The sequence below is a fragment of the Streptomyces sp. P9-2B-2 genome, assembly GCF_030406865.1.
GTDB classification, from domain to species: Bacteria; Actinomycetota; Actinomycetes; order Streptomycetales; family Streptomycetaceae; genus Streptomyces; species Streptomyces platensis.
In genome coordinates, this window is record NZ_CP129126.1 from 3238400 (window position 1) to 3251440 (window position 13041).

The 13041-nt window shown below is 71.7% G+C and carries 10 protein-coding genes and 1 pseudogene; 7 read left to right on the forward strand and 4 right to left on the reverse strand.

All coding sequences use genetic code 11. The features are described 5' to 3' along the window. Positions 1–4 precede the first annotated feature (4 nt). Entirely contained in the window at positions 5–421 is a 417-nt protein-coding gene (gene panD / locus QT196_RS14155) for an aspartate 1-decarboxylase (RefSeq protein ID WP_266731082.1), read from the forward strand. A gap of 98 nt (positions 422–519) precedes the next feature. Here the strand turns inward: panD and QT196_RS14160 are convergent. Next, positions 520–1720, reverse strand: a pseudogene (locus tag QT196_RS14160) (transposase); the annotation flags it as partial. 182 nt (positions 1721–1902) lie between these two features. Here QT196_RS14160 and QT196_RS14165 point away from each other — a divergent pair. The 3 genes from QT196_RS14165 (at position 1903) to QT196_RS14175 (ending at position 4627) form a co-directional block, all read left to right on the forward strand. Next, the gene (locus tag QT196_RS14165) at positions 1903–2637 is read left to right on the forward strand and encodes an SDR family oxidoreductase (protein ID WP_168479164.1); all 735 of its coding nucleotides are present in this window, start codon (positions 1903–1905) and stop codon (positions 2635–2637) included. Between the two features lie 74 nt (positions 2638–2711). Next, a complete protein-coding gene (locus QT196_RS14170; RefSeq protein ID WP_168479165.1) occupies positions 2712–3524 on the forward strand; it encodes a phytanoyl-CoA dioxygenase family protein in 813 nt (270 codons plus the stop codon). Then, positions 3521–4627, forward strand: coding sequence for a zinc-binding dehydrogenase (locus tag QT196_RS14175; RefSeq protein ID WP_168479166.1), 1107 nt, complete (start codon positions 3521–3523; stop codon positions 4625–4627). The genes QT196_RS14170 and QT196_RS14175 overlap by 4 nt, the downstream gene beginning before the upstream one ends. 139 nt (positions 4628–4766) lie before the next feature. Here QT196_RS14175 and QT196_RS14180 read toward each other — a convergent pair whose 3' ends face one another. Further along, positions 4767–5588 (reverse strand): helix-turn-helix transcriptional regulator, encoded by an 822-nt coding sequence (locus QT196_RS14180; protein ID WP_266731084.1) that lies wholly within the window; start codon positions 5586–5588, stop codon positions 4767–4769. A 157-nt stretch (positions 5589–5745) separates the two neighbouring features. On the opposite strand from QT196_RS14180, the gene QT196_RS14185 reads away from it, so the two are divergent. Then, positions 5746–6969 carry an MFS transporter gene (locus QT196_RS14185; protein WP_266731086.1) on the forward strand — a complete coding sequence of 408 codons (1224 nt, stop codon included), beginning with the start codon at positions 5746–5748 and terminating at the stop codon, positions 6967–6969. Positions 6970–7078: 109 nt separating this feature from the next. Here the strand turns inward: QT196_RS14185 and QT196_RS14190 are convergent, their stop codons facing one another. After that, a complete protein-coding gene (locus QT196_RS14190) occupies positions 7079–8551 on the reverse strand; it encodes an amino acid permease (protein WP_168479169.1) in 1473 nt (490 codons plus the stop codon). A 545-nt stretch (positions 8552–9096) separates the two neighbouring features. Between QT196_RS14190 and QT196_RS14195 the strand changes: the two genes are divergently transcribed. Together QT196_RS14195 and QT196_RS14200 are read left to right on the forward strand one after the other, a co-directional pair. Beyond that, positions 9097–10596: a glutamate synthase subunit beta gene (locus QT196_RS14195; protein ID WP_168479170.1), complete on the forward strand. Its 1500-nt coding sequence runs from the start codon at positions 9097–9099 to the stop codon at positions 10594–10596. A 313-nt stretch (positions 10597–10909) separates the two neighbouring features. Beyond that, positions 10910–12304, forward strand: coding sequence for a transcriptional regulator (locus QT196_RS14200; RefSeq protein ID WP_290355005.1), 1395 nt, complete (start codon positions 10910–10912; stop codon positions 12302–12304). A gap of 184 nt (positions 12305–12488) precedes the next feature. On the opposite strand, the gene QT196_RS14205 is transcribed toward QT196_RS14200, so the two are convergent. Beyond that, complete coding sequence (locus QT196_RS14205; protein WP_248001138.1) at positions 12489–13013, reverse strand: ATP-binding protein; 525 nt, start codon at positions 13011–13013, stop codon at positions 12489–12491. Between the last annotated feature and the right edge of the window lie 28 nt (positions 13014–13041).

The following is a 13041-nucleotide window of genomic DNA, read 5'->3' on the forward strand; positions in this document are numbered from 1 at the left end:
CCGCATGTACCGCACCCTGATGAAGTCGAAGATCCACCGCGCCACCGTCACCCAGGCCGATCTGCACTACGTCGGCTCGGTGACCGTCGACGCCGACCTGATGAAGGCCGCGAACCTGATGGCCGGCGAGAAGGTCGACATCGTCGACATCGACAACGGCGCCCGGCTGTCCACCTATGTCATCGAGGGCCCGGCCGGCTCCGGCGTCATCGGCATCAACGGCGCCGCGGCCCGCCTCATCAGCCCCGGCGACCTCGTCATCCTCATCGCCTACGCCGCCATGACGGACGACGAGGCGGCCGCCTTCGTCCCGAACGTGGTCTTCGTCGACGCACACAACGGCATCAGCGGCGTGGGCGGCGACCCGGCCGAGGTGCCCGAGGGCTCGGGCCTCCGGCGCGGCGACCTCGTCGCCAACTGACCGCACCCACACGCCACTTCAGGGAGATGTCTTGACTCCTCCGCCTCGTGAACGAGGGGGATTCCTGGCTCACGTCGCCTGCGGCCCGGCGGGCCGACAGGTCTTACACGATCAGCACCAGCCGGGTTGAAGACCAGCCCGGACGAGCATCACGCGGGCGGAGTTCTTGTCCCTGGGGGATACCGCTCCGCACGCGGTGCAGGCATAGGTTCTCTCGGAAAGAGGTAGTGCGTGCTTGGTTCTCGCTCCGCACCGTGCACAGTCCATCGTGGTGTGCGCGGGGTGCACCAGATGCACGGCCCGCCCGTGCTTGCGGCCCATCTCGGCCAACGCCGCCTTGGTGGCGCCGATCGCGGCGTCGGCGGCCTTGCGGGCCATCGAGGACTTGGCAAGGAACTTCGGCCTGAAGTCCTCCACAGCCAAAGCATCATGATCACGGACCACGCGCTTGGCCCACTTTCGAGCGGAGTCCTGACGCTGCCGGGCCACCTTCTTGTGGAGTCTCGCGGTCTGCCGCCTCGCTTCGCGGTAACCCTTCGACGCGGCCTGCCCCTTCACGGGTCTGCGGCGGGCCATCATCCGCTGGTACTTCGCAAGGCGCTGGGCGGCGCTCTTCCCGTACTGCGGATGGGGAAGGTCGTGGTCGTCGGATGTGGTGGTCGCGGTCTCCCTGATGCCCCAGTCGATCCCGATCACACGACCAGTGGCGGGCAGGTCCTCGGGCACGGCGGGCACGACGAAGGAGGCGTACCAGGCGCCGGTACTGTCGCGGTACACACGCACCGACGACGGCGGCTCGGGCAGGTCCCGCGACCACACCACCCGCACCACGATGCCACCCGCCAGGTGCAGACGGCCATCCCTGAGACGAAAACCCCGCCTGGTGTACTCGAGGGTGGGAAGCGCGTCACGCTTCCTCTTGTACTTCGGCATCCCCGCCCGCTGCCGCATCGGCAACCGGGCCCTGATGTCCTTGAGGGCTTTGGCGCGGGACCTGCCGAAGTCGCGTATCAGCTGCTGCTGCGGGACGCATGCGCCTTCACGCAGCCACTCGGTACGGGCGCGGGCTTCGGTCAGCATCGCGGCGAGCTGCACCGGCCCGCACGTCTGCTTCTCCGCGCCTTCGGGACGGGTCTTGTTCCAGGCGCCGACCTGCTTGGACTTGGCCACGCACTCGTTCCACAGCCACCGGCACCGGTCCCACTCGGCTTCGAGTGCAGCGCAGGCCGTGGACGACACACGAAGCCGGTAGGCGAACCGGGCGTGCCCGCCGCCTGCTGTCTTCGCTTCCGTCGCCATGAACAGCAACCTACCTGGGGGGACTGACAGTTGAGAGCTCCTGGCCCATGTTCGCCGCCTCACCACCATTGCGGATCGACGCCGATCCGCCCTGACGGCGAATCGGCCTTCCCCGCCCCGCTCACGCGGGAGCTTCCCTTCCTCACCCGGCCAAAGCCGGGCGTATCCACGAAGGAGATGTCATGACGCTCTCCGTGGTCAGCGGCGGCACCCGCGGCATCGGACGGACCCTGAGCCTCCGGCTCGCCGCCCTCGGCCACCGGGTGATCGCCCTCTACCGCGGTGACGACGCCGCCGCGCAGCAGACCGCGAAGGCCGGCGACGGCCGGATCGAGACGCTGCGCTGCGACCTCGCCCGGCCCGCGGAGATCCGGGCGGTCGGCGCCCGGATCACCGAGGGGTACGGCGCGCCCGCCGTCCTCGTCAACAACGCCGGTGTCAACCGCGACCGGCCGTTCCTGTCGATGGCCGACGAGGACTGGGACACGGTGCTGGCCACCAACCTCTCCGGCCCCTTCCACCTCACCCGGGCCCTGGCGCCCGCGATGGTGGCGGCCGGCGGCGGCAGCATCGTCAACGTCGCCTCCACCACGGCGATCCGGCCCCGGGCGAACGGCGCCAACTACTGCGCGAGCAAGGCGGGCCTGCTCCAGCTCACCAAGTGCCTGGCCCTCGAACTCGCCCCGCACATCCGGGTGAACGCCCTGCTGCCCGGCTTCACCGACACCGAAGAGGTCACCGAGCGCTACCGCCTCGACGACCCCGAGCGGCTGGCCGCCGTCCTGGACACCATCCCCGGCCGCCGGCTCGGCACGGCCGACGACATGGCCGACGCCCTCGAATTCCTGGTGACCGCGCGCAGCGGCTATGTCACCGGACAGCAACTCGTCGTCGACGGCGGGCACTTCATGGGCTGACCCCCCACCCCCGGTCCGCTCAGCCCACCGGTCCGCCCCGACGGGATTCCCTCACCTCTCAGGAGAAGAACCGCATGCGACTGACCCAGCAACAGGCCGACCAATACCACGAGCAGGGGTTCCTGCTGCTCCCCTCCCTCCTCGACCCGCAGGAGGTGGAGGCCCTCCGCGCCGCCTTCGCCCGCGATGCGAAGGTGCCCGGACCGCAGGTGGTGACCGAGGACGGCGGCACGGAGGTGCGCGCGGTCTACTCCTCGCACCAGCGGCAGCCCGAGTACGCCGGGCTGATCCGTGACCCGCGCATCCTGGAGCCCGTCCGGCAGCTGCTCACCGACGACGTCTACGTCTACCAGTTCAAGATCAACGCGAAGCCGGCGTTCGGCGGCGACAAGTGGGCCTGGCACCAGGACTTTCTCGCCTGGCGGCTGGCCGACCACCTGCCCGCCCCGCGCCAGGTCAACATCGGTGTCTTCCTCGACGACGTCACCGAGTTCAACGGGCCGGTGATCTTCCTGCCCGGCTCGCACCGGGACGGCCTCGTCCACGAGGGCCGCACGGCCGCCGCCCGGTCCGAGCAGCACCTCGACCCCGACGACATCTCGCTGTCGCCCCAGCAGCTCGCCGAACTCGTCGACCGGCACGGGATGACCAGCCCCAAGGGCCCGGCCGGCTCCGTCGTGCTGTTCTCCCCGGAGATCGTGCACGGCTCGTCCCCCAACATGTCGCCGTTCGCCCGCCGGCTGCTGATCGCCACCTACAACGACACCGCCAACCTGCCACGGCCCCAGGGGGAACCCCGCCCGGAGCATGTGGTGTGCCGCGACACCGAGCCGCTGCGCCCGCTGGCGGCCCCGTTCTCCCAGAGCCTGAGCGCGGTGACGGCATGACCGGGCGCACCGGACGCGCCGTCGTCCTGGAGGAGTTCGGCCGGCCGCCGCGACTGCGGGAGTTCCCGCTGCCCCCGGCCCCCGCCGGCGGGATGATCGTGGCCTGCGGCTACGGCGGTATCTGCGGCACCGATCTGCACCTTCAGCAGGGCCACCTGGACATCCCCGTCCCGCTGGTCCTGGGGCACGAAGGGCTCGGTGTCATACGGGAGTTGGGGGACGGCCTCCACCAGGACGCCACCGGAGCGCCGCTGGCGGCCGGTGACACGGTGATGTGGGCCTCCTCCCTCGCCTGCGGGGTCTGCCCGCCCTGCCGGCTGCACCGCGAACCGACCCTGTGCGAGCGGCGCCGCACCTACGGCGTCAACCGCGCCCTCGCCGACGGGCCGGAACTCTCCGGGGCCTGGGCCGACCACATCGTGCTGCAACCCGGCACCACCGTGATCAAGGTCCCCGACGGCACCGACCCGCTCGCCGCCATGTCGCTGGCCTGCGCCGGCCCCACCGTGGCACACGCGCTGTACGAGCGGCGGCCGGTGCGGCTCGGGGAGACCGTCGTGGTGCAGGGCAGCGGCCCGGTCGGGCTGGCGGCCGCCGCGTTCGCGCAGCTGGCCGGGGCCGCCGAGGTGGTGGTCGTCGGCGGCCCGGCCGGGCGGCTGGAGCGGGCCGCGGCGGCCGGTATTGGTGACGTCCACCTGAACATCGCCGACGCCGCCGACCCCGGGAAGGTCCTGCGCGAGGTACGGGCCGCCACCGGAGGGGACGGCGCCGACCTGGTGATCGAGTGCGCCGGGGTGCCGGCCGCCGTCGGACAGGGCCTCACCCTGGCCCGCCGGGGCGGCAGCTACCTGATCATCGGCCAGTACACGGACGCCGGGGACACCCTGATCAACCCGCACCAGATCGTCCACCGGCAGCTCGATGTGGTCGGCTCCTGGGCCTTCACCGGCGCCCATCTCGTCGAGTACGTCCGGCTGCTGCCGGCCCTCACCGCCCGCTTCGACCTGGCGAGCCTGGTGACGCCGTTCCCGCTGGAGCGGCACGCCGACGCGCTCACCGCGGTGGCCGACGGGTCGGTGATGAAGGCGGTGCTCACGTCCTGACACCGCGGCCCTGACACCCGCCTCCGGACGCACCGGCCCCCGCGGTGCGCCGGTGGTGCGGGTGACGGCCCGGCCGCAGCCCTCCGGCGCGGCCGGGCCGTCAGTGCTGCCCGCACCCGTCGCACGCAGCGGCACCGGCTCACCCGGTGAGCGCCGTCAGCGCCTCCTCGGTCGCCGGGTCGTCGGGAAGGTAGGCCAGCAGATGGTGGCCCGGCTGGTCCACGGCGGCGAGCTTGACGTACCGCAGCCGCAGATCCCCGGCCACCGGGTGCCGGAAGTGGCGGACGGCGGGATGGAAGGCCGAGGTCTCCCGGCGGCCGTACCAGGCGGCCGCGTCCGGGTCGGCCAGCAGCTCCTCGGTGATCTCCGCATAGCGGCCGTCCTCCGGATGCCGGGCCGCCTTCGCCCGGAACTGGCCCAGCAGACTCCGCGCCTCCGGCTCCCAACTGGCCAGCAGCGACCGGGCCGGCGGCCAGCGGAACACCAGCCACAGCAGATTGCGCTGCTTGGGCGCCAGCCGCGCCAGGTCGGTGAGCAGCGCCGTGTACCCGGCGTTCCAGGCCAGCAGGTCCCAGTGCGGGTCGAGCACCACGGCGGGGTTCGGCGCCAGCTTCTCCACCAGCGACAGCAGATTGCGCGAGACCCATCCCGGCGCCTGCCCGGCCGGTGCGGCGTGCTCCCCGAACGACAGCACATGCGCGGTCTCGTCCGCGTTCAGCCGCAGCGCCCGCGCCACGGACCGCAGCACCTGCTCCGACGTACGGACCCGCCCCTGCTCCAGCCACGCGTACCAGGAGCTGCTGACCCCGGCCAGTTCGGCGACCTCCTCGCGCCGCAGGCCCGGGGTGCGGCGCCGCGGTGAGCCGGGCAGCCCGACGTCGGCGGGCGCCAGCCGCTCGCGACGGGAGCGCAGGAACGCGCCCAGCTCGCGGCGCGGGCCGCCGGATCCGCCGTCGTTCACGCCCCACTCCCCCCCCCGCACGGCTGCCGCCGGGGCCTCGGCCGTGCCCCAGGGTGTGAGCAAGGGTAATCGGCTGCGGGGTCCCGCCGGCTGGCCGCGGTGATGGGCTGGACACGCCGGTCCGACCACACCGGCAGTGCACGCCACAAGGAGCCCCATGGACACCGCCGACTCACCCCGCACCACTCCCCCGCCCGCTCCGGCCGCCGCGGCCGCCGCCATCGGCCCGGCCGCCCCGCCGATACCCGCCGCCTCGCTGCGCCTGCTGCGCACCGCCGGTTTCGTCAGCAACTTCGACCGCTTCTGCATCACCCCGATGCTGCTGCTCATCGGCACCCAACTCGGCGTCCCGCTGACCACGGTGATGCTCGCCGCCAGTGGCTACTTCCTCGCGTACGGCCTGATGCAGCCGGTCTGGGGGCTGCTGAGCGACCGGCTGGGCCGGGTGCGGGTGATGCGGCTCTCGCTGGCCGGGGCCGCCGTCGCCGCCCTCTGCTCGGTGCTCGCACCCGGCGCGACGGTCCTGATCGTGGCGCGCGTGGCGGCCGGCGCGTTCTTCGCCGCGTCCATCGCCGCGTCCATCACCTACGTCGGGGACACCGTGCCCGCCGCGGTCCGCCAGCGTCCGCTCAGCGAGCTGATGACCGCGTTCGCGCTGGGCACCGCCGTGGCCACCGTCGTCGCCGGGGCGCTGGCGCACTACGTCAGCTGGCGGCTGGTCTTCGCCCTCCCCGGCGTGATCGCCGCCTACCTGATCGTCGCCCTGCGGCGGCTGCCGGAGCCGCCGCGGGCGGCGCCCGGTGCGCTGCTCGCCCCGTTCAAGGTCGTGCTGCGGTCCCGCTGGCAGTGGTACGTCATGGCCGTCGCGATGCTCGAAGGCGCCGTCCTGCTGGGCTTCCTGACCTACCTCGCACCCGCCCTGGAGGCCCAGGGCGCCTCGGCGACGCTGGCCGGTGCGGTGTCCGCGCTGTACGGCGTGGGCTCGATGGCCGCGGCGCAGCAGGTCAAGCGGCTGGTGGGGCGCTGGACGCCGGTGCGGCTGATCGTGGTCGGCGGGGTGCAGATGGCGGTGGCGTTCGGCCTCGCCACGGCGAGCCAGTCGGTGCCCGCGCTGGTGGGGTGCGCGCTGCTGCTCGGTGGCGGCTGGTCGTTCATGCACTCCACGATCCAGTCCTGGGCCACCGCGCTGTCCCCGGCGGCCCGCGCCACCGGCGTCGCGATGTTCGGGGTGGCCCTCTACGTCGGCAGCGCGCTGGCCAGCGCCCTCGCCGCGGGCCCGGCGGAACACCACGCCTACCGGGGGATGTTCCTGACCGCCGCGGTGCTCACCGTTCCCCTGACGGTGGCCGCCGCCGTGGGCCGCGCCCGGTACCGGAGCTGACCGGTCCGGAACACGCCGACAGGGCGCCCGGGCTGTCTGTGCCTGGGCGCCCTGTCAGGGCTTCGACGGCGTCACGGCCGTCTGTCCGGGACCTGAGAGGCCGCTCCGGTCAGCCGCGGGGCTGCCCGGCGGTCTCCAGCTGCTTGTCCTGGCCCTTCGCCCGCGCCGCGATGTGCGGGTTGCGGGACTTGAGGACCGCCCAGCCGACCGCCAGGCACACGGCCCAGCCGGCACCGACGTACAGCGACACCCGGCTCTCGGGGTCGATGGCGATCAGTCCGGTCACCAGGAGCAGGAACGCCACCGCGATCCAGCTGCACACGGTGCCGCCGGGCGCCGGGAAGGACGAGGCGGGCAGCCGGCCGGCGACCACCTGGCGGCGGTAGAGGATATGGCTGATGAGGATCATCAGCCAGGTCCAGATACCGGCCGCGGTGGCCACGGACGTGACGTAGGCGAACGCCTTCTCCGGGACGACGTAGTTGAGGACCACGCCGATGCCCATGAGGACGACGGAGAGGGTGATGCCGAGGGCCGGGGTCTTGCTGGAGCTCAGCTTGCCGAGGACCTTCGGGGCCTCGGAGTTGGCCGCGAGGTCGCGGAGCATCCGGCCGGTCGAGTACATACCCGAGTTACAGGACGACAGCGCCGCGGTCAGCACCACGAAGTTGATGATCGCCGCACCGGCCGGGATGCCGATCTTCGCGAAGGCGGCCACGAACGGGCTGACGCCCGGCTGGAACTCCGTCCACTTCACGACCATGAGGATCACGCTGAGTGCGCCGACGTAGAAGACGATGATGCGCCACGGCAGCGTGTTGATGGCCTTGGGCAGGGTCTTCTCGGGGTTCTCGGACTCGCCCGCGGTGACACCGACCAGCTCGACGGCGAGGTAAGCGAACATGACGCCCTGGAGGGTCATCAGGCTGGAGCCGATGCCGTTGGGGAAGATCCCGTCGTGGGCCCAGATGTTGGAGACCGCGGCGGTGTCGCCGGCCTGGCTGAAGCCGAGGGTGACGACGCCGAGACCGATCACGATCATGCCGATGAGCGCGGTGACCTTGACCATCGAGAACCAGAACTCGATCTCACCGAAGAGCTTCACCGAGATCAGGTTGGCCACGTACAGCAGGACCAGGAAGACCAGAGCGGTCACCCATTGCGGAATGTCCGGGAACCAGAAATGGACGTAGATCGCGGCGGCCGTCAGCTCGGCCATGCCGGTGACGACCCACATGAGCCAGTACGTCCAGCCCGTCACGAACCCGAAGAACGGCCCGAGGAACTCACGGGCGTACTCCGAGAAGGACCCCGACACGGGGCGGTACATGAGCAGCTCACCGAGCGCCCGCATGATGAAGAAGACGATCACGCCGGCGAGGGCGTACATGAGGATGAGACTGGGCCCGGCCTTCGCGATGTTCGCGCCCGCGCCCAGGAAAAGGCCGACGCCGATGGCGCCGCCGATGGCGATCATCTGGACCTGACGACTGCCGAGACCGCGCTCGTAGCCCTCTTCCGTCGTGTCGCCTGTGGCTTCGCTGCCGTCGCCGAGATTGGTGCCGACCTGCTTTGAGGTCATGTGTGGTGCGCCTTTCCGCTCCATGCCGACCCGCGCCGAAACTTGGCGACGGATCGGGTCTCGATCCCCCCGGATGCTGATGGAGTTGCATGCCGGCGGTGGCCGGCTCAAGCGCCCCCTACGCGGACATGGGTGACGTCCGTCAGGCGGTCGAGAAGATGTACCACGGGCGAATTTCAGCCAGCGTGATCCAGATCACGGATCGAATCGATCAAAATCCTCTGAACAGGGCAAATCACCGTCCGCTGTGACCTAATCGATACCTGCCACAGGCAACCCGCGGGGGCGAAGTCCACTCCTTGCAGATACTTCGTTGCCGTCCGTACACACTCTTTGCCCGATATTGCCATGTGACAGGTCGACCCTCGCGACCATCGAGCGCCACCCACAGCCGCCGCTCGGACACCCGGAGCGGCTGTCCGGTGGCGAGATCTGGCGCATGATCGGCCCGGCGATCGCCGCCATGGGCCCGGGAAACCCACCCAAACCAGGCGTAGGCTGGCAGAACGCCTTATTGCACCGTGAGTGAGCGATGGAGGCGGTGCATGACCGACCCACACGGCTTCCTCAAGGCCCCCCGCCGGCCCGTGCCGGCGCGCCCCGTCGAGGAGCGGCTGAACGACTGGCACGAGGTCTACGCGGGCCAGGCGCTGCTGCCCCTGGTGGCCGAGCAGGCGGGGCGCTGCATGGACTGCGGCATCCCGTTCTGCCACAGCGGCTGCCCGCTGGGGAACCTCATCCCCGAGTGGAACGCGTACGCGACGCGGGGCAACTGGCGGGCCGCGTCCGAGCGGCTGCACGCCACGAACAACTTCCCCGAGTTCACCGGGCGGCTGTGCCCGGCGCCGTGCGAGGACGCCTGTGTACTGGCCATCAACGCCGACCCGGTGACGATCAAGAACGTCGAGCAGACCATCGCCGACCGGAGCTGGGAAGAGGGCTTCACGTCCCCGCACCCGCCGCAGCGGCTCAGCGGGAAGAGCGTCGGGGTCATCGGCTCCGGGCCCGCGGGGCTCGCCGCGGCACAGCAGCTGACCCGTATCGGGCACACCGTCGCCGTCTACGAGCGCGCCGACCGCATCGGCGGACTGCTGCGCTACGGCATCCCCGCGTTCAAGCTGGAGAAGCGGTATCTGGACCGCCGGATCGCACAGATGACGGCCGAGGGCACCAAGTTCCGTACGGGGATGGACGTCGGCGGCGCGGTCGACGCGATCGAGCTGAGCAGGCGGCACGACGCGCTCGTGGTGGCCGTCGGGGCCATGGAGCGGCGCGAGCTTCCCGTCCCCGGGCGTGAACTGTGCGGCATCCACCAGGCCATGGAGTATCTGACGCTCGCCAACCGGGTCGGCGAGGGCGATCTCGCCGCGACGCCGGTCACCGCCGAGGGCAGGCATGTGGTGATCGTCGGGGGCGGCGACACCGGCTCGGACTGTCTGGGCACCGCGCTGCGGCAGGGCGCGGCCTCCGTGGTGCAGCTGGACATCAACCCCGAGCCCGGCGACGCCCGGACGGACACCGAGCCCTGGCCCGTCTACCCGAAGGTCTACCGGATCTCCCACGCCCATGAAGAGGCCCGCGGCCGGGCGGGCACGGATCCGCGGTTCTTCTCCTCCGCCACCCTCCGGTTCGAGGCGGACGCGGCCGGCCGGGTGTGCGCGCTGCGCCTGACGGAGGTGGAACCGGTGGCCAGAGCGCCGCGGCCGGACACCGAGCGGGTGATCCCGGCGGAACTGGTGCTGATCGCTCTCGGTTTCTCCGGCCCGGAACGGGGCACCGGGCTGATGACGCAGCTGGGGCTCACGCTGGACACCCGGGGGAACTTCGCCCGGGACGCCGGTTTCGCGGCCGTGCGGGACGCGCGGCCTGGCGGGGCCGGGCCGGACGGGGTGTTCGTCGCGGGCGACGCGGGGCGGGGGCAGTCCCTGGTGGTGTGGGCCCTCGCGGAGGGCCGGGCCGCCGCGGCGGCCACCGACCGCTATCTCACCGGCGCCACCGCGCTGCCGGCCCCCATCGCCGCGACGGACCGGCCGCTGGTGGCGTGACGCCGCGGGGTGCGGGGCGCCGGCTCCGTACGGCTCACCCGGGCGCGTGGGCCTCGCTCGGGTGGTGGCGGGTTGTGCGCGGTGGGGTGCGCCGGGCGCCGGAGGGGACGGCAGGGGCGCGCAGGACAGGCGCGGGCGAGGGGCGGGCTTCTGGAGCCCCCGTATGCACCTTTGCTACTGGGCGCAACGCCCAGGCGGCGACTTGACTTTGGTCATGGCGATTCAGTCCCGCTTGTTGGGTATTGACTGTCCTGTCCCGTTCTCTCTGGATATGCCAACGTGAATCGTTGGCGGCATGTGCTGGAGGCGCACCATGGCCGCCCGACCACTCGTCGCGCGTCAGACCAACCAGCGGCTGCGGTCGCTCATCCAGGAAGCCTCGCTGTCCAACTCCGCCCTGGCCCGGCAGGTGAACGTCCTGGGAGAGGCGCAGGGTCTCGATCTGCGGTACGACAAGACCTCCGTGAGCCGGTGGCTGAGCGGTCAGCGGCCACGCGGCCGGGTGCCCGCCATCATTGCCGAGGCACTGAGCGGCAAACTCGGCCGCACGGTCTCGACGGAAGAAATCGGCATGGCCAACGGCAACAGCGTGACCTGCGGGGTCGGCCTCCACTTCGCGGCCACGGTGGAGGACGCGCTGGAACAGGTCCGTGAACTATGGCATATGGACGCCGAGTCCAGGGGGCTTTTGTCGCGTTCTGCGATGACCGCCTCGGCACTGGTCGAGCCCAGCAGGGACTGGCTGATCAGCTCCCCGGACCCCCAGGTGGCCCGCGACGGGCGGCCGGGGCCGCGGGTGGGGACGAGCGATGTGGAGCTGGTCCGCTCGACCACCCGGGCGCTGGCCGAACTCGATCACCGGGTCGGCAGCGGATATGTGCGACCGGTCATCGTCACCTGCCTCAGCAGTGTGCTGTCCGGCCTGATGGACGGGAGTTACGGCGAGGCCACCGGGCGGCAACTGTTCGCCGCGGCGGCCCGGTTGACGGAACTCGCCGGGTACACGGCGCTGGACGTCGGACAGCCGGGGCTGGCGCAGCGGTACTACATCCAGGCGCTGCGGCTCGCGCAGGCCGCGGACGACCGGTGCTACGGCGGCTATGTGCTGGCGGCCGGGCTGAGTCATCTGGCCGTCGGCGCCGGCTGCTCCCGGGAGGCGGTGCAGCTCGCCCGCGCCGCCCAGGAAGGCACCCGGGGCCAGGCCCCGCCGGCCGCGCAGGCCATGTTCTACGCGACCGAGGCCCGCGGCTACGCCATGCTCGGGGACGCGCGGATGTGCAAAATACTGGCGGAAAAGGCGACCGAGGCGATGGCGCAGGTCGTTCCGGGGGACGGGCCCGAGTGGATCGGGCACTTCGACCGTGCCTATCTGGCGGACGAGTTGGCCCACTGCTACCGGGATCTCAAGCAGCCGCGGCCGGCCGCCCGGCGGGCCGAGGAGGCGCTCGCCCGGCATCCGCGGACCCGGGTACGGCGCCGGGCCATCGATCTGCTGCTGCTGGCCACCGTCTTAGCGCAGGCCGGTGATGTCGAGGAGGCGTGCCAGGCCGCCGTGCAGGCGGTGGCGCTGCTCGGCGGGCTGAAGTCGGCGCTGGGGGAACGGTACTTGCTGCACTTCCTGGACGAACTGCGGCCGTTCGGCGACCTGACGCCCGTGCGCGAATTCGACGCCCTGGTACAGGAGAGCGGTGTACGGGTGCCCAGGTGACACCCGCCCGGCGCCGGGCCGCCCGTAAGGAGGCACCGACGGCCGGCGGGCCCGAACCGTCCCGCGGGGAGGGGATGCGGAGCCGGAGCCTGCCTGACCGTCGGCGGTAGGGAGCCACCCGCGAGGGTGGCGGTGGCGGAGGGGTACCGGTCGCCGGAGCGATCCGGCCCGCCGCCCGGGGGCGTTACGGCGCCACGCCGTGCCGTACGCCGAGGGCCAGCGGCACCGCGGCCCACACGGTGCAGCTGTGGTCCGCCTCGACCCTGCGGCCCCATTGCGAGGAGGACTTGGCGACCAGCTCCAGTCCCCGGCCGTGTTCCTGGCTCGGCCCCGGGTGACGCATACGGGGCACCGAGGGCGTTCCCCCGCGGTCGTGGACCTCGATGTGCAGTTCGTTCTCCGACGTCCACAGCCGGCAGGTGACGCGCGGGCCGGCGGAATACTGGATGGCATTGGTGAACAGTTCCGAGAGGACCAGCAGCACCAGATAGCGGGTGTCCTCGTCGTGTATCCGCTGTCCGTCGAGCCAGGAGCGCACCAGGCTCCGGCAGACCGGTACGGCCCGTTTCAGCGCCGGCATACGCAGCACCACGCGCTGCGCGGAACCCCAGCAGTCGGCGGGGACCAGAGAGTTTCTTTCCTCGGGCCAGCCGGCGATATGCCGGGCGGTCACCATGACTTCGGCCGAATGCATTGTGGTGGGTAACATGACTACCCCTTTCGTACCTGCCTCATGG